19 protein-coding genes are annotated in these 19,525 nt (G+C 68.5%); 5 read left to right on the top strand and 14 right to left on the bottom strand.

Translation table 11 applies throughout. The features are described 5' to 3' along the window. Positions 1–60: 60 nt before the first annotated feature. Both NO876_RS01670 and NO876_RS01675 read right to left on the bottom strand, forming a co-directional pair. Positions 61–441 (bottom strand): DUF5611 family protein, encoded by a 381-nt coding sequence (locus NO876_RS01670; protein WP_256419933.1) that lies wholly within the window; start codon positions 439–441, stop codon positions 61–63. 75 nt (positions 442–516) lie between these two features. After that, positions 517–1,809 (bottom strand): DUF7093 family protein, encoded by a 1,293-nt coding sequence (locus NO876_RS01675; protein ID WP_256419934.1) that lies wholly within the window; start codon positions 1,807–1,809, stop codon positions 517–519. A 152-nt stretch (positions 1,810–1,961) separates the two neighbouring features. Between NO876_RS01675 and NO876_RS01680 the strand changes: the two genes are divergently transcribed. The 4 genes from NO876_RS01680 to NO876_RS01695 all read left to right on the top strand — a co-directional run bounded on the left by NO876_RS01680 (position 1,962) and on the right by NO876_RS01695 (position 7,129). Beyond that, a complete protein-coding gene (locus NO876_RS01680; RefSeq protein WP_256419935.1) occupies positions 1,962–2,264 on the top strand; it encodes a DUF6432 family protein in 303 nt (100 codons plus the stop codon). Between the two features lie 264 nt (positions 2,265–2,528). After that, positions 2,529–3,680, top strand: a complete 1,152-nt coding sequence (gene ygfZ / locus NO876_RS01685; protein ID WP_256419936.1) for a CAF17-like 4Fe-4S cluster assembly/insertion protein YgfZ — start codon at positions 2,529–2,531, stop codon at positions 3,678–3,680. A gap of 93 nt (positions 3,681–3,773) precedes the next feature. Then, positions 3,774–5,351, top strand: coding sequence for an ATPase domain-containing protein (locus NO876_RS01690; RefSeq protein WP_256419937.1), 1,578 nt, complete (start codon positions 3,774–3,776; stop codon positions 5,349–5,351). Then, positions 5,348–7,129 carry a PAS domain-containing protein gene (locus NO876_RS01695; RefSeq protein ID WP_256419938.1) on the top strand — a complete coding sequence of 594 codons (1,782 nt, stop codon included), beginning with the start codon at positions 5,348–5,350 and terminating at the stop codon, positions 7,127–7,129. The genes NO876_RS01690 and NO876_RS01695 overlap by 4 nt, the downstream gene beginning before the upstream one ends. Before the next feature lie 68 nt (positions 7,130–7,197). Here the strand turns inward: NO876_RS01695 and NO876_RS01700 are convergent, their stop codons facing one another. The 6 genes from NO876_RS01700 to NO876_RS01725 form a co-directional block, all read right to left on the bottom strand. Beyond that, complete coding sequence (locus NO876_RS01700) at positions 7,198–8,280, bottom strand: geranylgeranyl reductase family protein (RefSeq protein WP_256419939.1); 1,083 nt, start codon at positions 8,278–8,280, stop codon at positions 7,198–7,200. 64 nt (positions 8,281–8,344) lie between these two features. Then, positions 8,345–9,475: a WD40/YVTN/BNR-like repeat-containing protein gene (locus NO876_RS01705; protein WP_256419940.1), complete on the bottom strand. Its 1,131-nt coding sequence runs from the start codon at positions 9,473–9,475 to the stop codon at positions 8,345–8,347. Between the two features lie 360 nt (positions 9,476–9,835). After that, positions 9,836–12,784 carry an excinuclease ABC subunit UvrA gene (gene uvrA / locus NO876_RS01710; RefSeq protein WP_256419941.1) on the bottom strand — a complete coding sequence of 983 codons (2,949 nt, stop codon included), beginning with the start codon at positions 12,782–12,784 and terminating at the stop codon, positions 9,836–9,838. Positions 12,785–12,901: 117 nt separating this feature from the next. After that, positions 12,902–13,543, bottom strand: coding sequence for a zinc-ribbon domain-containing protein (locus NO876_RS01715; RefSeq protein WP_256419942.1), 642 nt, complete (start codon positions 13,541–13,543; stop codon positions 12,902–12,904). 157 nt (positions 13,544–13,700) lie between these two features. Next, a complete protein-coding gene (locus NO876_RS01720) occupies positions 13,701–14,054 on the bottom strand; it encodes a cell division protein SepF (protein WP_256419943.1) in 354 nt (117 codons plus the stop codon). A gap of 84 nt (positions 14,055–14,138) precedes the next feature. Then, positions 14,139–14,618, bottom strand: a complete 480-nt coding sequence (locus NO876_RS01725) for an RNA-binding protein (protein ID WP_256419944.1) — start codon at positions 14,616–14,618, stop codon at positions 14,139–14,141. A gap of 145 nt (positions 14,619–14,763) precedes the next feature. Here NO876_RS01725 and NO876_RS17990 point away from each other — a divergent pair, with 145 nt between their 5' ends. Beyond that, positions 14,764–15,168 carry a DUF7562 family protein gene (locus NO876_RS17990; protein ID WP_345780723.1) on the top strand — a complete coding sequence of 135 codons (405 nt, stop codon included), beginning with the start codon at positions 14,764–14,766 and terminating at the stop codon, positions 15,166–15,168. A 69-nt stretch (positions 15,169–15,237) separates the two neighbouring features. On the opposite strand, the gene NO876_RS01735 is transcribed toward NO876_RS17990, so the two are convergent. The 6 genes from NO876_RS01735 to arcS form a co-directional block, all read right to left on the bottom strand. Continuing rightward, entirely contained in the window at positions 15,238–15,663 is a 426-nt protein-coding gene (locus NO876_RS01735) for a DUF8048 family protein (RefSeq protein ID WP_256419945.1), read from the bottom strand. A gap of 1 nt (position 15,664) precedes the next feature. Next, complete coding sequence (locus NO876_RS01740) at positions 15,665–15,934, bottom strand: MoaD-like domain-containing protein (protein ID WP_256419946.1); 270 nt, start codon at positions 15,932–15,934, stop codon at positions 15,665–15,667. After that, positions 15,931–16,224: a ubiquitin-like small modifier protein 1 gene (locus NO876_RS01745; protein ID WP_256419947.1), complete on the bottom strand. Its 294-nt coding sequence runs from the start codon at positions 16,222–16,224 to the stop codon at positions 15,931–15,933. Before NO876_RS01745 ends, NO876_RS01740 begins: the two co-directional genes overlap by 4 nt. 92 nt (positions 16,225–16,316) lie before the next feature. Beyond that, positions 16,317–16,727: a DUF7971 family protein gene (locus tag NO876_RS01750; RefSeq protein WP_256419948.1), complete on the bottom strand. Its 411-nt coding sequence runs from the start codon at positions 16,725–16,727 to the stop codon at positions 16,317–16,319. Positions 16,728–16,794: 67 nt separating this feature from the next. Then, positions 16,795–17,616 carry a carbon-nitrogen hydrolase family protein gene (locus NO876_RS01755; RefSeq protein WP_256419949.1) on the bottom strand — a complete coding sequence of 274 codons (822 nt, stop codon included), beginning with the start codon at positions 17,614–17,616 and terminating at the stop codon, positions 16,795–16,797. Positions 17,617–17,683: 67 nt separating this feature from the next. Then, complete coding sequence (gene arcS, locus NO876_RS01760) at positions 17,684–19,510, bottom strand: archaeosine synthase subunit alpha (protein WP_256419950.1); 1,827 nt, start codon at positions 19,508–19,510, stop codon at positions 17,684–17,686. Positions 19,511–19,525 lie beyond the last annotated feature (15 nt).

The raw sequence follows: 19,525 nt of genomic DNA on the forward strand, positions 1-19,525 counted from the left end.
ACTCGCTTCTGGGATTTAAAATCACGCCCCGGTCGCAGCGCCGTTGGATCCGCCCCCGGATCAGTAATCCGGGGCGTCGTCCTCGACGTCCCGCTTCATCGAGTCGCGCCGCGACTTCGCGTCCCGGCCCGTCGCCTCGAGGAGGAAGTCGTTCTTCGCGTCGACCGCGTCGCCCGCGGCTTCGAGGTCGTCGGGCGAGAGTTCGGTCGGGTCGCGCTCCTCGAACTCGACGCCGAGTCGATCCTTCTTGCCGCTGTAGCTCACGGCTCCGGCGACGATCCGCTCGAACACCGGGTTCTGCGGCTCTTCGACGACGTAGAGGTCGCTTCCCTTGTACTCCATCGTCCCCGAGATCGGGCCGAAGTACTCCTCGACCGTCGACTTCATATCCGGGATGCGATCCTCCAGCGTTTCCCCGCGACGCATCTTGTACTCCTTCATGGGCCGTGGTTCGATAGGTGGTGGTTTACCTGTTTCGTCACCGACCGAGCGGAATCGGCCTCGCACATAAGAGCGTCACTGCTCGCGTTCGGCGATGTACCCCTGTTTGCACTCGGGGCAGATATCGCCCGCGCGCATCGAGGACGCGCCCGCGGTCCGAGCGTGCCCGCAGTTCGGACAGTAGAACTCGATGTGGTCGTCGGGCACGTCGGATTCGAGCGTCGTCGACTCTCCCGCGCGAATGAACCCCTCGTCGGACGCGTCCGGATCCGAGTCCGACCGGCCATCGGCCGGACGCTCTCGCTCGACGGCGACGCCCTGAACCGAGCGCTCGCCGCTCTCGTCGAGGTCCGCGCGGCCGTTCACCTCCGGAGTGAGACCGTTCCCACTCAGTTCGACGTCCTCGTTCGCCTCGACCGTCGCGTCGTACCCTTCGTCCTCGCCGTCGTGATCGGGCCACCGGTCCGCGGAGGGGGCGTCGTCCCGCTCGGGCCACTCGCCGTGGCCGCGTTCCGGCGGCGCGTCGTCGTCCTCGTCGCCGTCGATGATCTCGGCGTCGTTCGTCACCGCTTCGTCGTCCTCGGTCGCCGGCCCGGCGTCGGCCGTTGTGGCGTCCTCGGCCGTTGGGTCGCCGACCGCCGGCACGTCGTCTTCGGCCGCGGTGGCGTGCTGGGTCGGATCCGCGTCGGTCTCTTCGGGCCATTGGGCCTCGTCTCGCTCGGTCACCTCGTCGTCGAGGATGACGGCGTCGTCGGCATCGGGGTCGGCATCGACGTCGTCCCAGTCGTCGCTACCGGTCTCCCAGCCGTCTGATTCGGCCTCTTCGATCGGCTCGGCCGACGCCCCAGCGGGGTCGTCTCCCGAACTCCCACCCTGCGCACCGGGATCCCTACCGTCGTCGTGCTCGCCGCCGGTGGCGTCGCCACCCGCCGTCGCTTGGGGGGCGCCGGCAGTCTCCGAAGCGGGGCCGACGTCCGCCGAATCGGGGCCCGCCCCTGCCGGAGCGGATGCCCCCGCGGGAGCGTCCTCGTCAGTCTGGCCGCCGCTCTCCTCGCCCTGTGGGCCGGGTTCGGCGGGCGTCGCCGTCGGGCCATCTGTCGCCTCCGTCTGCGATGGGGACGCCTGCGCGCCGCCGACCGTCGACGGATCGCCCTCGTCGGTCGCCGAGGGTCCATCGAGGCCGACCTCCGCGGGTGAGCGGATCGCCGTCACCTCCTTGTTCTGACTGACGACCTGTTCGGCGCCACACCGCTCACACACCTGCATCTCGCGGATGGTGACGACGACCTCGTCCCCCTGTTCCTCTCGGCTTCGCTCGACCTCGGAGTCCCCGTAGGCGTGCCCGAGAAGACGGCACTTGAGTCCCATTACCCGCTGTTCCGGCATTCAGCGTCAAAAGTGTACCTCCTGCGTCAGACGGACGGCAGACGCGGCCGGTCTCGGCGTGGCCGCCGCTGCTCGCCGGCCTTCCCGCACCGGGCGGCGGTAAGCGTATACCCGATGGGAGTCAAGAACATTCTATGAGAGCGCGGCGCGAGTTCCGAGACCGACGCGACGTCGAAGTGGCGGTGCTCGACGCACTCGTCGATCGTGCGGGCGATGGAATGACTGTCTTCGAGGTGCGCGCCGCCGTCGACGCCGACATCGACGAGATCGAGGACGCGCTGGCGGCGCTGAAGCGTGACGGTCTCATCTCGGTCGAGAACGGCGACGACGACCGGGTGGTCATCCTCGTCGCCGACAGAGTCGTCCCCGACCCGGCGGAGGCACAGGACGAGGAACGGGGACTGGTCGACGCGCTTCGGGACCGTCTGGGGCTGTGAGAGGCGCGGCCCAGTATCGAACCAGATGTGGCGAACAGCCGGCACCCGCGGGAACGGGCGTCGCCCACGCCGAACGACGTCCGCGCGCTCCCGCGCCGACGTGCCGGGCACCCGCGCCCCGACGGGGGGTCACGTTCACATCACGGGGGCATCTGGTCCCGGCATCGTATATAAACGTCCGCCGAGGGTGCGGACTTCACCGCTCGGACGGGGGCGACCGGCGGGACGCTGCGGTTTTCCCCGTAGAGCGCACACGATCTGTCAATGACGGTCGTCACGGAGATGCACGAGGACCACGGTGCGACGTTCGAGGAGCGCGGCGGTCGCCGGATCGTCACCGACTACGGCCGTCCGGAGCGGACGACGCTGGCCGTCCGCAACGGCGCCGGCGTGATCGAGATGGGCTACGGCGTCGTCGTCGTCGAGGGGGAGGATCGGATCGAGTTCGTCGACGACACGGTGTCGAACCGGGTTCCCAGAACCGACGGCGAGGGCGTCTACGCGCTGCTTCTCGACCCGCAGGGGCGCATCGAGACGGATCTGTACGTTTACAACGCTGGGGAACGGCTGCTGTGTTTCACCCCGCCGGCGCGCGCGAAGCCGCTGGCCGAGGAGTGGTCCGAGAAGGTCTTCATCCAGGACGTGGCGATCCGCGAGGCCTCGACCGACTTCGCGATCTTCGGCGTGCACGGATCGACCTCGACGGAAAAAGTCGCGAGCGTGCTCAACGGGGCGGGCGCGCCCGAGCCCGAACTCACCTTCGTGCGCGGATCGATGGGTGGCGAGGGCGTCACCGTGATCGCCGGCGACGGACTCGCGGGCGAGGAGGGCTACGAGATCGTCTGCGCCGCCGACGCCGCCGGGCGCGTCTTCGAGACGCTCCTGACGTTCGGGATGAACGCCGTCCCCTTCGGGTACCGGACCTGGGACATCCTCACGACTGAGGCCGGAACGCCGCTCTTCGACACCGAACTCGACGGCCGAATCCCGAACGTGGTCGGCCTCCGCAACGCGCTCGACTTCGAGAAGGGCTGTTACGTCGGCCAGGAGGTCGTCTCGAAGGTCGAGAACCGCGGTCGTCCGAGTCAGCGACTGATCGGCCTCCGACTCGACGAGGGGACCGACGGCGACACGCTGCCGGACGCCGGCGCGTCGATCGTCGTACGAGGCAACGGGGGCGGTACCGCCGATACCGTCGGCGAGATCACCCGGGCCGTCGAGAGCCCCGCGCTGGGCGCGTCGATCGGACTCGGTTTCGTCGACTACGAGACGGTGGTGCAGGCCCGCTCGGAGACGGACGCCGCGTCGCTCGCGGTCCAGACCGAGGGCGGTGAGACCGGCGCGACTCTCACACCGTTACCGTTCGTCGATGGGAGTGCGACGTCCAACCGTCTCCCCGTCTATCCCGACGCCTGAAGTCCCGGAATCCCGACGCCTGAAGTCCCGGAAGTATCAAAGAGAGTACTACTCATCCCAACAATCAATAGTCCCGGGTTCTCCGACCGTACTATGCACGAGCGCGATCGTCTCTCGACCGGGATTACCGGACTCGACGAGATCCTCGACGGCGGGTTCCTCCGGGAACGGGCGTACATGATCACCGGCGGCGCCGGGACGGGGAAGACGATCGCGGGACTCCACTTTCTGACCGCGGGAATCGACGCGGGGGAGAACGCCCTCTTCGTCGCCTTCGAGGAGGACCCAGTGGACCTCGCCGTCGACGCGGAGCACCTGGGATTCGACACGTCCGACGTCACGTTCCTCGACCTGTCACCCGACGCGGACCGCTTCGTCGCCGACCAGTCGTACGACGTGTTCGAACCGGACGTCGTCGAGGGCTCGGGGATCACTTCGCGGATCGTCGAGGCGGTCGAGGAGACGGACCCCGACCGAGTGTTCGTCGATCCGCTGACGCACCTGCAGTATCTCGCGCCCGACGAGTACCAGTACCGCCAGGAGGTCGCCGGGTTCGTCCAGTACCTCACCGACGCAGGCGCGACCGTCCTGTTCAGCGCTCAGGCGGCCGTCGAGGGCGAGCGCGCGACGCTGGAGTACCTCTGCGACGGGAGCATCAAACTCGCACACGCATCCAAGGGACGGACGATCGAAGTGACGAAGCTTCGCGGTTCTGACTTCATCTCGGGCGCGCACACGGTTCGGATCACGGACGGGGGGATGTCGGTGTTCACGAAGCTCTCTCCCGACGCCTACGGCCGGGACCGGGAGTCGCGAACTGTCTCCGCCGGCGTCGACGAACTCGACGAGCTACTTCACGGCGGTATCGAAGGCAGCACGGTGACGGTCGTGAGCGGGCCCAGCGGTGTCGGGAAGTCGACGACGGCGACGCAGTTCGCGAGTGCAGCGGCCGCGCGCGGCGAACGCGCCGTCTTCTACCTCTTCGAGGAGACGCGGGACACCTTCGTCCGCCGCTCGGAGGGCGTCGGCATCCCGATCGGAGACTTAGAGGCCGACGGATCGCTCGCCATCGAGGAGATCGAATCGCTGTCGATCTCCCCGGACGAGTTCGCAAAGCGCGTTCGAACCGAGGTGGAGGAACGCGACGCCGAGTTCGTCGTGATCGACGGTATCTCCGGCTACCGGCTGTCGATCCGCGGCGACGAATCGGAACTGATCCGAGAACTCCACGCGCTCGGGCGGTACCTCAAGCGGATGGGCGTGAGCGCGATCTTCGTCGACGACCTCGACTCCGTCACGGGCGACTTCGAGCCGACGAGCTCGAACATCAGCTATCTGGCGGACAACCTCCTGTTCCTCCGATATCTCGAAGCCTACGGGGAACTACGCAAGGCGATCGGCGTGTTGAAGAAGCGGACCGGCGACTTCGAGCGGACGCTCAGAGAGTTCGAGATCCGGGCCGACGGCGTCCACGTCGGCGAACCGTTGACCGGGCTTCGCGGGATCCTCACGGGAACGCCGGAGTGGGGCGGCGACAGTCCGTTCGGGCCGCACGCTGCGGGCGATACCGACGGGTCTTCGGACCGCGCGGCCGACGCGGGCGAGGGGACCGACTGGGTCGACGGTCCCGACGCCGCGGACGGGGCCGGTCGATCTGGACCCCCCGAATGACGGGCGAGACACAGACGACCCCCAAGACGCGTGTCCTCGCCCTCGTCTCGAGCCCCGGGAACCGCCGCGTGCTCGTCGACTGGATCCGGAACGCGTCGGCGTACAGCCTCGTCTCACCTCCCGAGGAGGACGTCGAGCGGCTGCCGGCCTTCGACGTCTGTCTCGTCGACCGTTCCGGTCTGCAGCGGTCCGCCGAGGCAATCCGGCGATCGCAGCGGGGCGAGCGAACCTTCCTCCCCTGCCTGCTCGTCGAAGAGCGCGGCCGGAGCCTGGAGGGGCTCGGTCCCTCGCTCCGAAGCCTGATCGACGACGTGGTGACGGCGCCGATAAATCCCGATCGACTCCAGTTCAGGATCGACACCCTCGCACGTCGTCGGCACCTCTCGGAGGAACTCTGGGATGCCGAAGAACGGTATCGGCGGCTGTTCGAGTTGGCTCCGAACGCGAAACTGCTGGTCGAAGACGGTGAGATCGAATCGACGAATCGGGCGGCCGAACAGTTTTTTCAGCGGGAGTCCGCGTCGCTCTCGGGCGTCCCTCTGGAGCGCTTCGTCGCGGCTGCGGACCGCGCGCCGCTTCGCCGGCTCTTGGAAAACGCACCCGCGGAAGTCGCCGTCGACGGACCGCTGTTCCGAACGGTCAACTTCGAGGTCGGCGACCGGACCGCGATCTGTGAGGTGGCTGCCGTCCGTACCGGCGAGGGCGACGAACTGCTCGTTCTCGTCCAGGACGCGACCGAACGGATCGAGCGCGAGCGCCGCCTCGAACTGTACCGCCGGGCGATGGACGAGGCGGCGATCGGGGTCACGATCACCGATCCGGGGCTCCCGGATAACCCGATCATCTACGTCAACGAGAAGTTCGGTGAGATCACCGGCTACGACCGCCAGGAGGCGCTCGGGCGCAACTGCCGGTTCCTGCAGGGCGAGCGGACCGACGAGGCGAGCGTCGCTCGACTGCGCCGGGCGATCGATGCCGAGGAGCCGGTCAGCGAGATCCTCGTGAATCACCGCAGGGACGGGGAGCCCTTCTACAACGCGCTCGACGTGATGCCTGTCACCGACGCGTCGGGAACCGTGACCAACTTCCTGGGCTTCCAGCGCGACGTCACCGAGTGGGTCAGAAACCGGCGGCGACTCTCGGTGCTCGATCGGGTGCTTCGACACAACGTCCGCAACCGGATGAACGTCGTCACCGGGTACGCCGAGCAGTTGATCGAACACGACGATCCTGCAGTCCGAACCGCCGCCGAACGAATCCTGGACGCGGGCGAGGACCTGCTCGGGCAGAGCGAGACCGCACGCCACTTCCGGGACGTCGTGAGCGACGAGTCGGCGACGGAGACCCGTGATCTCGTCGTCGACGTGTTCGACGCCATCGAGGAGATCCGCTCGGGCTATCCGGACGTCCCCGTCCACACGTCGCTTCCGAACGAGGCGCCGATCCGGGGGGACCAGGGTGTCCCCCTGGCCGTCGTCGAAACCGTCGAGAACGCGGTCGAACACGGTGAACCGCCGGTGATCGTTCGGATCGACCCCGGTCCCGACGAGACGCGTCTCTCGGTCACCGACCGAGGGGAGGGAATACCCGAACAGGAGCACACCGTCTTCGGCGACGCCGAGGAACGCCCGACGTCTCACGCCGGCGGCGTCGGCCTCTGGCTCGTCCGCTGGACGGTCGAGCGGATCGGCGGGCGGATCGAGTATTCCGACGAGGACGGGACGACAGTCGAACTGTACTTTTCGACCGCCGCCGACGAGTCCAACGTCGACCGCTGACGACGACCCCGGCATCGACGACTGACGACGAGTCCGACGTCGGCCGCGACGACTTCGGACCGCAGCCGCTACCGACCCACCAGCTTCGCCAGATGCTCCCGCGAGAAGAACGACGTGGGTCGGTCCATATGGACGCCGATCTCGCCCGAGAGCGCTCGGAGGCCGAGCCGCTGCACGGGCCCCGGCAGCGAGTACGCTCGACGGAGCCAGTGACCGAGCGCGATCTCCCGAGACAGTTCCGAGCGCCACGCCGACTCGTACTCCCTGAGCGTCCCCGGATCGTCGGGGTCGACGGTTCTCGCGGCGCAGTCCGCGGCGGTCATCCCGTAGAGGATGCCGCCGCCGGTGAACGGCTTCGTCTGCGCGGCGGCGTCGCCGAGCAGGAAGACGCGTCGGCCGTGCACCCGCTCGGGCGGCCCGATCGGAATCGCCCCCGAACAGAAGTGTTCGGTCTCGACGCCGTAGGCGTCGGTGAGGCGGTCGAACAGGTCGTTGACCGAGCGACCCGGGGGCGCCGCGAGGCCGTACTCGACGCCGGCATCGCCGCGGGGGATGCGCCAGGCGAAAAAGCGCGGGGCGGTGAGGTGGACGTCGACGAAGTCGCCGTCGTCGGGGTCGGGGTCGAACGCGAGGACGCCGTGGAGGATCTCCGCGGGTTCGGGAAGCCCGCACTGCCGCCGCACCCGCGAGGTGGGACCGTCACACCCCGCGACCATCTTCGCGCGGACGGTCTCCGTCCCGCCCGCGTTCGAGACGGTGAGTTCGACGCCGTCGTGGCGCTCGTCGACGTCGACGACGGTGTGCTCCTCGCGGACGTCGGCACCCGCCTCGCGCGCACACGACGCGAGCGTGCGATCGAGTTCGACCCGGTCGATCACGTTCGAGATCTCCTCGCGCTTGTAGAAGGGGTAGGCCGCGGAGTCGGGGCCGCCGACGTGGAAGCGCGCCCCGTAGACGCGGTTCTGGAGGAGTTCCGTCTTCGCGTCGCCGGGGACGTACTCCCAGATGTCGGTGCTGACGTGCCCCGAGCACGCGAGCGGCGTCCCGACGGTTCCCTGCTCGAAGGCGACGACGTCGTACCCCGATTCGGCCGCGCGCCGGGCGAAGCGCGCGCCGGCGGGGCCGACGCCGACGACCGCGAAATCGTACATCACTCTCCCGTACCGGACCCGTTGGCATATACCTTCTCGGTCGGGAGTGGTCTGTCGCGGTCCCTCATTCGGTCTCGACGACTGCGAGGCCGCTCGCGGTCGTGTCTCGGAACGCTTCGGGCCACTCGACGTCGACGCGTGCGAAGCTATCGCCGCCGTCCCCGGTCCGGAACAGGCCGCGGTCCGTGAACGCGAACAGTTCGCCGCTGGCGACGCCCGGAGCGAGCACCGGCCGGAGGAGTCCCTCACCGGTCGGAACGCCCGACTCGTCGAGGCGTTCCCACGCGTCGTCAGTCGACGTTGGGCCGGCGTCCGGCGAGTCGGCCGCGGTGTCACCGGCGTCCGACGGATCGGACGTGTCGCCGGCACCGTCCTCCCGGCGGTACAGATACGACGCCGCCGAATCGGGGGTATGCGCCCGGCGCGCTCCCGCCGCCGCCGCGAGGAGGACGCGCCCGGGATCGCCGGGATCGACCGCGACGCTCCAGCAGTATCGGTGTTTTAGTCCCTCCTGCGGGAACGACCACGACTCGCCGCCGTCGCGGCTCTCGGCGTAGCCGTCGCCCGCGGCCGCTCTCACGATCCCGGGCGCGTCGGGGTGAATCGCCATCGTGTGCGTGTCGCGGCGGGTCGATGGCGCGCGCTCCTCCCACGTCTCGCCGCCGTCGTGCGTCTGGACCAGCGCGCCGGCCTCGACGGCGACGTAGAGATGCGCCGGATCGCCGGGATCGACCTCGATCCAGCGGACGTGGTGCGTGTCGGGGCGCGGCGGGAACGCCCACGTCGGCGCGGAGGGCAGGTCGGTGAGTTCGGCGAGTTCCTCCCACGTGTCCCCGCCGTCGGCGGAGCGATAGACGGCGCTCGGTTCGGTTCCGGCGTAGACGACGCGGGGGTCTCGCGGCGAGACGGTCACGCTCGTCACCGATGTCGCGAGCGCGCTCTCACCGACTCGCTCCCAGGTCCGCCCGCCGTCGGCCGAGCGGTGGAGGCCGGCGTCGAACGTCCCGCAGAAGACGCGCTCGGGGGCCTCGCTCGACGCGTCGAGACACTCGATGTCGTCGCGCTCGAAGGTGTGCTCGGCGGTCGGTCCGGCGGCCGCGGGACCGTCGCTCGACGTCTCGTGACGGTCGCTCTCGGCAGCGACGTCGCGGACGACGAGGACGCCCGCGCCCGAGGCGGCGTAGCAGATTGTCATACGCTGCCGTACGCGATCCAGTCACTTGGCCTCGCCGGCGGATTCCGCTCCCGAGCGCCAGACTGGGATGCACGCCACCGCGGCGGGTCGGTGCGCGAATTCATATACCAAGCCGGAACCAGACGCGCCGTGATCTGAAGCCAGCCCCGCGTCGGGCAGCGGTTGTTCGGCACGTCGGCGCGGGGGCGAGAGCGACGAGTCGGCTGTCGGCCGCCGTGCGGGGACGGCGAGGCCGCGGCCGCGGTCGTTGCGAGCGGGTGCCGACTGTTCGCCACCGCTGTGACTGTACGGCCGACAGCGACGCGTCGGCTCCGTGCACTTCGTCGACCGTTGGGTGTCCGGTCGACGTCCGACAGGATTTCAGTCGTCGTCCGCGGGCTTCGCGGGCTTGCGCCGGTCCGATCTCGGTCCCTCGACGTCGACTGCGGGCAGGAGGTCGCGGAGGTAGCGCCCGGTGTGGGACTCCTCCGTGCGCGCGACCGCCTCGGGCGTACCGCTGGCGACGATCTCGCCGCCGCCCTCGCCGCCCTCGGGGCCGAGGTCGACGATGTTGTCGGCGTTCTTCACGAGGTCGAGCTCGTGCTCGACGACGACGACGGTATTGCCGTTGTCGGTGAGCCGCTGGAGCACCTCGATCAGCTTCCGCTCGTCCTCCTTGTGGAGACCGGTCGTCGGCTCGTCCAGCAGGTAGAGCGTGTCGCCGGTCTGCTTCTTCCCGAGCTCCTCGGCGAGCTTGACGCGCTGGGCCTCTCCTCCCGAGAGCGTCGTCGACGGTTGGCCGAGCGTCATGTAGCCGAGGCCGACGTCCTCCAGCAGCTGGAGGCGACGGCGGAGCTGGGAGTTGGCCTCGAAGAACTCCAGGGCTTCGGAGACCTCCATATCGAGGACGTCCGCGATCGTCTTCCCTTTGTACTCCACGTCGAGCGTCTCGTCGTTGTAGCGCGCGCCGTCGCACTCCTCGCAGGGGACGTAGACATCGGATAGAAAGTTCATCTCGATCTTCACCGTGCCCTGGCCGCCGCAGGCCTCACATCGGCCGCCCTTCACGTTGAACGAGAACCGACCCTTCTCGTAGCCGCGCTGCTTCGAGAGCTTCGTCTCCGCGAACAGCTTCCGGATGTGGTCGAACACGCCCGTGTACGTCGCGGGGTTCGACCTGGGCGTCCGGCCGATCGGCGACTGGTCGATCAGCCGCACGGTCTCGACCGCCTCGATCCCCTCGATCGCGTCGTGGTCTCCGGGGTCGACCGAGGTGTTGTCGTTCATCTCGCGGGCCAGGCCCTTGTAGAGGATCTCGTGCATCAGCGTCGACTTTCCCGATCCGGAGACGCCGGTGATGGCGGTGAACTGCCCGATCGGGATCGACACGTCGACGTCCTTGAGGTTGTGCTGGCGCGCCCCGCGGATCGTCAGTTCGGCCTCCGAGCCGCGGCGGTCTTCGGGGACGGGGATCTCCTCTCTCCCCGAGAGGTACTCGCCCGTGACCGACCCGTCGGCGTCGCAGACGTCGTCGAAGTCGCCCTGGACGACGATCTCGCCGCCGCGCTTGCCCGGGCCGGGACCCATATCGATGACGTTGTCCGCCCGGCGCATCGTCTCCTCGTCGTGCTCGACGACCAGTAGCGTGTTGCCCAGGTCGCGCAGGCCTTCGAGCGTGTCGAGCAGGCGGTCGTTGTCGCGCTGGTGCAGCCCGATCGACGGCTCGTCGAGCACGTAGAGGACGCCCACGAGACCGGAGCCGACCTGGGTAGCGAGGCGGATCCGCTGGCTCTCTCCGCCTGACAGGGTCGACGCCTCCCGATCGAGCGTGAGGTACTCCAATCCGACCTCCTCCATAAAGCCGAGACGAGCGCGGATCTCCTTGAGGATCTCCTCGGCGATGGTTCGTTCGCGTTCGGTGAGTTCGTCCTCTAGGCCCTCGAAGTGCCCCAGCGCGTCGCCGATGCTCATCCGGTTGACCTCGGTGATGGCGGTGCCGGCGACCCGGACGTGTCGGGACTGCTCCTTCAGCCGCGTGCCCTCGCAGGCGGGGCAGGTGGTGACGGCCATGTAGTCCTCGATGTGTTCTCTGGTCGAGTCGGAGTCGGTCTCGACGTGGCGGCGTTCGAGGTTCGGGATGACGCCCTCGAAGTGCTTCGTCTTCCGGCGGGTCCCGTTTCGGGTCTGTCGCTCGAAGACGACCTCCCGGTCGGTGCCGTAGAGGAACTGTCGCCGCACGTCGTCGTCGAGGTCCTCGAACGGCGTGTCGACGCTCACGCCGAAGTGTTCGGCGACGGCGTCGAGCCGCGTTCGGTAATACGAGCGGTTGTACGACCACGCCTCGAAGACGTGTTTGATCGGCTTCGAGGGGTCGCGGACGACGAGATCCTCGTCGACCTCCTTGGTCTGCCCGAGACCCTCACACTCCGGGCAGGCCCCGTACGGGCTGTTGAACGAGAACGAGCGCGTCTCGATCTCCGAGAACTGGAAGTCGGAGTTCGGATTGCCCAGCTCCTCGGAGAACTCGACGACGAGGCGGTCGTCGCCCTCGCCGGCCAGCGCGCCCGTCGATCGGGTGTTCGAGGCGAACGGAACGTCCTCGGGCGGGTCGGGGACGATCACCTTCAGGACGCCGTCGGCCTTCTCCAACGCCGTCTCGACGGAGTCGGCGATCCGCGAGCGACTCCCGAGGTCGATCTTCACGCGGTCGACGATCACGTCGATCGTGTGGTCGTAGTTCTTGTCCAGGTCCGGTTTGTCGAGCGTCAGATCGTACTCCTCGCCGTCGACTTCCACCCGCGCGTACCCCTCGCTCACGAGGTCCTCGAACAGGTCCTCGAACGCGCCTTTCTGGTCGCGGGCGACCGGCGCGGCGATCTTCGCGCGGGTTCCCTCGGGGAGCTCCAGCAGTTGACTCACCATGTCTTGAGCGGACTGCTCGCCGACTTCTTCGCCCGTGACGGGATCGTACTGCGTGCCGACGCGAGCGTACAGCAGGCGGAGGTAGTCGTGGAGTTCAGTCACCGTGCCCACCGTCGATCGGGGGTTGTTGGCGGCGTTCTTCTGGTCGATGGAGATCGCCGGCGAGAGCCCCTCGACGGACTCGACCTGCGGTTTGTCCATCTGCCCGAGGAAGTTGCGGGCGTACGCCGACAGCGACTCGATGTACCGCCGCTGGCCCTCGGCGTAGATCGTCTCGAAGGCGAGCGACGACTTGCCCGACCCGGAGAGGCCGGTGACGACGGTGAACGTCTCGCGCGGAATCCGGACGTCGAGGTCCTTCAGATTGTGCTCTTCGGCACCGCGAACCTCGATGAAGTCCTTGCTCATCTACGCTCGGCTATGGTGAGCGGAGAGGAAAGTTCGTCGGTTCCGGCGGCGGATTGCCGACTGCTCCGTTGCGTGTCGCCTCCTGGGACCGCCGGCGTGGTCCCTCGGCTACCGGGATCAGTCGGCCGCGAGACCGGTCCCGCACTCCGGACAGAAGTTTTCGCCGCCTGCGAGTTCGTGGCCGCAGGCCGGGCAACTCGGACGGACTTCCTCGCCACAGTCCGGACAGAAATTCTCGTTGCCTGCGAGTTCGTGCCCGCAGCTGTCACATCGCTCCGCACCAGCGGCAGCCTCGTCACCTGCACTCCCTTCGCGATCGGCAGTCTCGTTCTTCGCATCCGTCTCCGCCCGGGTTGCCGTTTCTTCGTACTCCGGGGGAACCGGAACTTCGGTCGGCGTGAGCGAGAACTCCGAACTCGGGGTCGGTTCCGAGAGCAATCCCAACTCCACGAGTTGCTCAGTCACGTCGTCGATAATCTCGTGGACCCCGACCGACGCCCCGCTGTCCACGAACAGGGTTCCGTTGCCGAACACGACGACGACGGTCTCGTCGTACGCATCGGGCGAGTGCACGATCCCGGGGAACCGCTCAGGGTCGTATGTGACGTCTTCGAGTCCCAAACCGATCGCCACGGCATTGAGGTTGACTGTCGTCTGGAGGTCGGCGTACGCCGACGTCGACGCGCCACCGCTCACGTCCGCGTCCAACGCGTCCAGCCGCGCTACGAGCTCCGACGTCGAAACTGTCGACTCACCCATACGTCGACGTCTCGAAAGGAGAAAATAAATCTTCGGTCAACGGTCACTGGCACCTTCGACGCGGTTCGTACCCCTTCGGCGGCGACACCGTTTGGCCGACCTGTTCGGTCCGAGGCCGTTCGGTTCGGTCCGATGGAGCCCGCCCAGTTCGGTCCGCTCAGTTCAGTTTCTTCCGCGCGACGCCGACGCCCGTGGGCGCGATGATGATCTGGTCGTCGCCCTTCTGGGCGATGTCGCCGTCGACCTCCTCGGCCACCTGCCGCAGGTCGTCGATGATGTGCTCCATCGTGCTGTCGGACGTGGTGTGTCGCGTGATGTCCGCGATCACGAGGTCCCCGTCGTAGACGGCGTCTTTGATGGCGACGACGTCCTGCTGGCCGCTGATCTTCGCGATCCGGACGCTCATCCCGGCGTCACCGCGGGAGGTTTCGACGCCCTCGACGTCGAGATCGAGGTACTCGTCTGTCGAATGCTGTCCGCCCCCGCTGATGATCTTGCTCATAATCCCCATACCTTCCTCAAACGGCAGTACCACGTTAGTTCTTACGTCAGACGGGCGTCTGACGCGCGGCGCTCGGCAGAGGTCCTCGGCGGTTCAGACGACGAACTCGAAGAGGTCGTCACCGACGTGGTGCACCGATTCGACGACCTTCCCCGAGTCGCCGGTCATCTCTTCGCCGTCGACGAGGGCGCGGCCGATCGCGAGCACCTTCCCGTGGGTCTCCTCGGCGATCGTGACGAGGTCGCCCGCCGAAACCCCCGCGTCGGCCTCGACGATGCCCGGCCGCATCACGTCCGCGCCGTCGCTGACGAACGAGATGGCCCCGGCGTCGACGGTTACGACGCCCTTCGTCACCTCGTGCCTGTTCGCGCCCTGGACGGTGAGAAAGGCCTCGTCGTCGTACTGGACGACGTCCGGTTCGCCGTCGACGAGCACCACGTCGAACGGTTCGTCGGCGAGTTCGACCATCTCGTAGGCGTCGCCGTCGAGTTCGACGCCCGTCTTCGACTCGATCGCGGCCTCCAGTTCGCCGATCTCGTCGGCGCGGAGGTGGTGTCGGGATTTGACTTCCATATCGGGCCGCACGGCGCGCCGGCCGATAAATGGCGCGACACGGGGCTCCCTCCTTCGGCTGACCCTCCGGCTCCTGCCTCCAGTCACGCCCCGTCGATCGGATACGCGGACAAACGCTAAGTGACGGTAGTGCCTGAGTACTCGTATGTGGCGCTCCCGGAACACCCGGGACGGGACGACGGTGGTCTGCATCGCCTGCGGCACGTCGCTCCCGCGCTCGGAGGCGCGCGAGTACGACAAGCACGGCAACCGCTGGGAGAGACACGGGAAGTCCTTCGAGCACCTCTGTAAGGAGTGTTACCGCGGTCTCTGCCACCAACCGCGCGGCGAACTCGAAGCGCTCCTGATCGACGTCGAAGAGACCGCCGCGGTCGACGCCGAGCGGACGTCGGCGCTCGATCCGGAGGTCGAGACCGAACGGGCGCCGACGGGTGACTCCGAGACCGGGACCGACCGGGATCTGGAATCACAGGCGGCGTTCCTCTCGCAGTACGCCCGGATGGTCGAGGAGCGCTACGGACCGGCGGACGAATCCGATCGGGACCCCTGACTCACGGGACTCGGAACCGTCGCGGCCGCCGGCGACCACCGCGCTCGGTATTCCGCTTCGCCGACGGTCTCAGTGCCCGACGACGACCGCCTCGCGGATCTCCAGGGCGGTCTCCAGTTCCTCGCGCCTGTCTGTCCGCGTGCCGATCCGTCTGAGCTGCTGGGCGTGCGCCCGTCGTGAGGCGTCCACCTCGCGCTCTGGAAGACCGAGTTCGGCACCGAGATCGTCCCAGTGATCGTCCGGCACCAGAAAGACGTCGCGCTCCTCGTCGGCATAGACGCGTTCGTAGGCGCGGCGGTACGTCTCGGACTGCGGCCCCAGAAACGCCTGCACCTCACGCAGCAACGGCGCGAGCCGGTCCGGCGCGACGCTGGCGGTCGCGCCCGTGTACATGAGCACGTCGCCGTCGAGCGGGAGCGCGGGAGCGTCCCGCGACTCGTCGACGGTTTCGCTTTCGTTCCCGTTCTCGCCGACCGTCTCGCGTCCGTCGCTCACGTCACCCACCGGCGCGCATCGCCTTCTGTGAGAACCGATCGACCAGCGCATCGAGGGTGTTCGGATCGCCCTCGAAGACCACGGTCACCTCCGTGAGCTTCAGCGTCGGACCGATCGACACCTTCTCCGCCGACAGCGAGACCGTCCAGCCGTCGCCCTCGACGCGCTCGTCGTCGACGGCGTCCCCGCCGAGCTTTTCGAGGTAGTGGCGGGCCAGTCTGAGCGAGATCCCGCGGAACGACTTCTCTCTGGTCACCCACGTGTCGCTCACGACTCCCCACCCAGTGCCCCGCCAGCGACCGGCGGAAAGATGCTCAGCGTGTCGTCGGGTTCGATCGGGGTCTCGATCCCCTGCTCGTGTTCGACGTCGCGGCCGTTCAGGAGGACGTTCACCTGCGGTCGCACCGCGCCATCTTCGAGAATCTCGCCGGTCAGCCCCTCGAACTCGTCTTCGAGGGCGACGAGGACGTCACCGACGGTCTCGGCGTCGTACTCGCGGGTGATCGTCTTCGTCCCCACCGCCTCCCGGAAGGTGGCGAAGAACCGCAGTTGCACAGACATACTCGACCCTGGGGCGCAGCGGGCAAAAAAGGTGCGCGCCCGTGCGGCGCGACTACCGTCCGCCAAAACGCTTCTTTCGCCGCTGGATCGACTCAGCGATCCCCGAACCGGATTCCGTCCTCGACCAGGCGGTAGTTCCGCTCGCGGTCGATGTGGGCGGCGAGCCACTCGTGCTCGTAGATCTGTGCGATCAGCTCCGCGTAGAGGTTCCGCCAGGCGATGGCGTAGATCGGCGACTGCCCCCACGCCCGGAGCTCGGGCACGAACCCGTCGTAGGTCTCCATCCGGTCCTCGAGGTGTTCGACGACGTCGACCGCGTAACTCGCCGCCTCCGACTCGGAGTCGGCGGATTCGATCGCGTCTTCGAGGCTGCCTTCCAGCCCCGCGACGGCCTGCTTCATATCCGCGGCGGCGTTGTCGCCGTCTTCGGGCAGCGATTCGAGGACGCCCCTGGGGACGCCGAGCGAGAGTTCGCGGTCGGTCTCCGACGCGTCGTCTGTCATACCTCGACCGAAGAGACCCGGCGTAAAAAAGTCGCCGTCGGCGGGCCGTCGTCCCGGCGGTCGCGGCTCACTCATCGTCCGGCCGTCGAGACGGCGTCCGAGACTCACCGTCGTAGATGCCGACGAGGTCCCGCTGTGCGGCGAGGGTCTCCGAATCCAGTTCGGCGACGAGGTCGTCCTCCCGGCGGTCGAGCGCGGCGTGAACCCCGCCGTCCGGTCGCGCGACGAGCGAGCGCCCGGCGTAGGTGACGGACCTGGCTCCGGGGAGATCGCGACGCCCCGTCCGCCCCGCGCCGACGACCCAGCGGACGCCGTCCAGCGCCCGCGCGCGGAGGAGCAGGGTCCAGTTCTCGCTGTAGGCACCGGGCCACGCGCCGACCACGAACAGCGCGTCCACCCCCTCGCGGGTGAACGCGGCGCTCTCTTCGACGAAGTTGAGGTCGTAACAGGTGAGTATCCCCGCGCTCCCGACGGGCGTGTCGACGACGACCCGTTCGGTCCCTGCTTCGAGTAGCTCGCGCTCGCCCTCCCACAGGTGTCGCTTTCGGTAGAACGCCCGCGTCCCGCCGGGGGCGACGTAGGCCGTCGCGTTGTAGAGGGTCTCCTCTTCGGCGTCGCCGTCGGCCGCGCGCTCGACGAACCCGACGACCAGCGCCGTCCCCGAGTCGCGTGCGAGCCGCGCGACGCGGTCGATCTCGGGGCCATCGCGGGCGAGCGCGACGTCTGCCGCGCGCCCGTCGGCGACGAACCCGGTGAGCGCGTACTCGGGAAACAGCGCGACCGCGACGTCCTCGGAGAGCTCCCGGACCCGCGACTCGACGGCCGAGAGGTTCGCCTCGACGTCGAGGTCGGCGAGCGCGAGCTGGCAGGCGGCGACGGTCCTCGACATACCCGGATGGATCGGCGACAGCACAAAAATCGTCCGCCGTCGTCCGTGGCCTCGCGGTCGAACGGGGCTACAGTTCCTCGACGTGCCGCACCTGCACCGCCTCGCCGCGGGTCGACCCGACCATCTCCGAGCCGAACATCTGCGCGCGGCCGACGGCGAAGGCCTTCGGCCCCTCGACGACGACCTCGTCGCCGACGCGGATGTCCTCGTCGGCGTCGACGACGCCGGGGGCGAGCACGCTGCCGTGCGGGACGAACTCGTCGATCTCGACGCGCTTCGTCGGCGCGTCCGACTCCGCCCAGACGCGCGCGCCGGCGAGCGTGAAGGAGAGCACGCCGTACTGCGGGACCATCGTCGCGAGCTGTTCGCCGGGGCCGCCGTCGTCGCCCTCGCCGTCGCCGTCTCTCACTTGCAGCTTGGGGTAGCGGCTCGTCGTCTGCAGGTCGACGTCCGCGAAGAGCGCGTCGCCGGCGTCGGGGCCGAACTGGTAGTCCGCGAGCGCCTTGATCGTGTTGTGCTGGCGCTTGCGTTTCCCGTACTTCAGCTCGCCGTCGAGCGTCGACATCAGGTTCGCGATCGACTCCGTCGCCGTCGGGTGGTCGGCCACGGTGTACTCGAAGTCGAGCTCGACGTCGCGCTCGACGCGCTCGACGATGTCGCGGTACCCGCCGTCGGGGACGTGCGCGATCACCCGCGGGTACTCGTTGCGTTCGAGGTAGCGCCGGAGCACGTCCGCGACGAAGGCCTTCTCGTCCTCGGACCACCGTCCCGTCACGACCGAGTCGTAGTGCTGGGCGGGGTAGGTGAGCTCCAGCTCCATCGGGACGACGCCGATGGGCGAGGTCATCGAGACCTGGTGGCCGCGGTACTGGATCGCGTCGTGGAACTGCGCGTGGCTCTGGGACTCGCTGTAGGGCTTCGTCGCCGAGCACGGCACGAGCACGAGCGGGTTCTCGAACCGGTTGCGGTAGCGCCCAGTCACCCGCTCGGCGAAGCGCTGGATCTCGACGCGCCGCAGCGTGTCCTCCGTCGCCGCGGCGAGTTCGGCGTCGCGGACGACTGGCGTCCGCTCCTCGACGTAGCCGTACTGCTGGTCGAACTCCCGGAACGCCGCGGTGAGCCACTGGTCGTGTCGCGCCTGCCCCTCGACGTAGTCGCGCAGACGACCGTCGCGGATCCGCCGGCGGACGGTCGCCAGTTCGGACTCGAGCGCGTACTCGTTGTGGTCGGCGCAGTCCTCGCGGTCGAACGCGGCGGCGCGTGCGGCGTTCGAGTCGGCCTTCTCCGGGTCGACGTCGAGGCGCTTGCCCTGACACGCCGGGCAGGAACACGGCAGCTCGTCTAAGTCTTCGAGGAAGTACTCGCCCTCAGAGGTGAGGTAGAACCCCTGGTGGCCGCGGACCCGAGCCCGTTTCGCGTCGAGGAGGTCGACCCCGGCGTAGACGAGCGTCGCGGCGTTTCTCGGCGTCGCGACGCCCGAGAGATACAGCGCCGTGTCGGCCGGGAGCGCCTCTCTCGCGGCGATGATCTCCTCGCGGAACGCCGAGGCGTGGCCGACGAAGCCCTGCGCGTCCGAGAGGATGTAGGCGTCTGCGCCGTAGTCGGCGGCGGTTTCGGCGGTCACGACCGCCGCGCTCGGGTAGTCGACGTCGGGATAGTCGACCGCGAACGTCTCCTGAACGCGCTCGTCGGTCCCGGCCGGGAACGACCGGTGGGGCAGCACCGTCAGGATCTCCCGATACCCCTTGGGGACCTCCCGCTCTCCCGTCCAGAGGCTGCCCGCGTCGTCGACGCTATCGTCGACGAGCGCGGGCGTCGTCAGCGGGTCCGAGAGGCGGAGTTCCCCGAGCCGGGCGGCCCCGTCGCGCCCGTGGATCTCGAAGTAGTCGGTCATACACCCGTATGTGCC

The sequence above is a fragment of the Halobellus rarus genome (assembly GCF_024494595.1).
Lineage (GTDB): Archaea > Halobacteriota > Halobacteria > Halobacteriales > Haloferacaceae > Haloquadratum > Haloquadratum rarum.

Excerpts from the sequence above, each read along its gene's own strand:
- NO876_RS01670 (WP_256419933.1), bottom strand. The coding sequence starts at position 441 with ATGAAGGAGTACAAGATGCGTCGCGGGGAAACGCTGGAGGATCGCATC.
- NO876_RS01675 (WP_256419934.1), bottom strand. The coding sequence starts at position 1,809 with ATGGGACTCAAGTGCCGTCTTCTCGGGCACGCCTACGGGGACTCCGAG.
- NO876_RS01680 (WP_256419935.1), top strand. The coding sequence starts at position 1,962 with ATGAGAGCGCGGCGCGAGTTCCGAGACCGACGCGACGTCGAAGTGGCG.
- ygfZ (WP_256419936.1), top strand. The coding sequence starts at position 2,529 with ATGACGGTCGTCACGGAGATGCACGAGGACCACGGTGCGACGTTCGAG.
- NO876_RS01690 (WP_256419937.1), top strand. The coding sequence starts at position 3,774 with ATGCACGAGCGCGATCGTCTCTCGACCGGGATTACCGGACTCGACGAG.
- NO876_RS01695 (WP_256419938.1), top strand. The coding sequence starts at position 5,348 with ATGACGGGCGAGACACAGACGACCCCCAAGACGCGTGTCCTCGCCCTC.
- NO876_RS01700 (WP_256419939.1), bottom strand. The coding sequence starts at position 8,280 with ATGTACGATTTCGCGGTCGTCGGCGTCGGCCCCGCCGGCGCGCGCTTC.
- NO876_RS01705 (WP_256419940.1), bottom strand. The coding sequence starts at position 9,475 with ATGACAATCTGCTACGCCGCCTCGGGCGCGGGCGTCCTCGTCGTCCGC.
- uvrA (WP_256419941.1), bottom strand. The coding sequence starts at position 12,784 with ATGAGCAAGGACTTCATCGAGGTTCGCGGTGCCGAAGAGCACAATCTG.
- NO876_RS01715 (WP_256419942.1), bottom strand. The coding sequence starts at position 13,543 with ATGGGTGAGTCGACAGTTTCGACGTCGGAGCTCGTAGCGCGGCTGGAC.
- NO876_RS01720 (WP_256419943.1), bottom strand. The coding sequence starts at position 14,054 with ATGGGGATTATGAGCAAGATCATCAGCGGGGGCGGACAGCATTCGACA.
- NO876_RS01725 (WP_256419944.1), bottom strand. The coding sequence starts at position 14,618 with ATGGAAGTCAAATCCCGACACCACCTCCGCGCCGACGAGATCGGCGAA.
- NO876_RS17990 (WP_345780723.1), top strand. The coding sequence starts at position 14,764 with ATGTGGCGCTCCCGGAACACCCGGGACGGGACGACGGTGGTCTGCATC.
- NO876_RS01745 (WP_256419947.1), bottom strand. The coding sequence starts at position 16,224 with ATGTCTGTGCAACTGCGGTTCTTCGCCACCTTCCGGGAGGCGGTGGGG.
- NO876_RS01750 (WP_256419948.1), bottom strand. The coding sequence starts at position 16,727 with ATGACAGACGACGCGTCGGAGACCGACCGCGAACTCTCGCTCGGCGTC.
- NO876_RS01755 (WP_256419949.1), bottom strand. The coding sequence starts at position 17,616 with ATGTCGAGGACCGTCGCCGCCTGCCAGCTCGCGCTCGCCGACCTCGAC.
- arcS (WP_256419950.1), bottom strand. The coding sequence starts at position 19,510 with ATGACCGACTACTTCGAGATCCACGGGCGCGACGGGGCCGCCCGGCTC.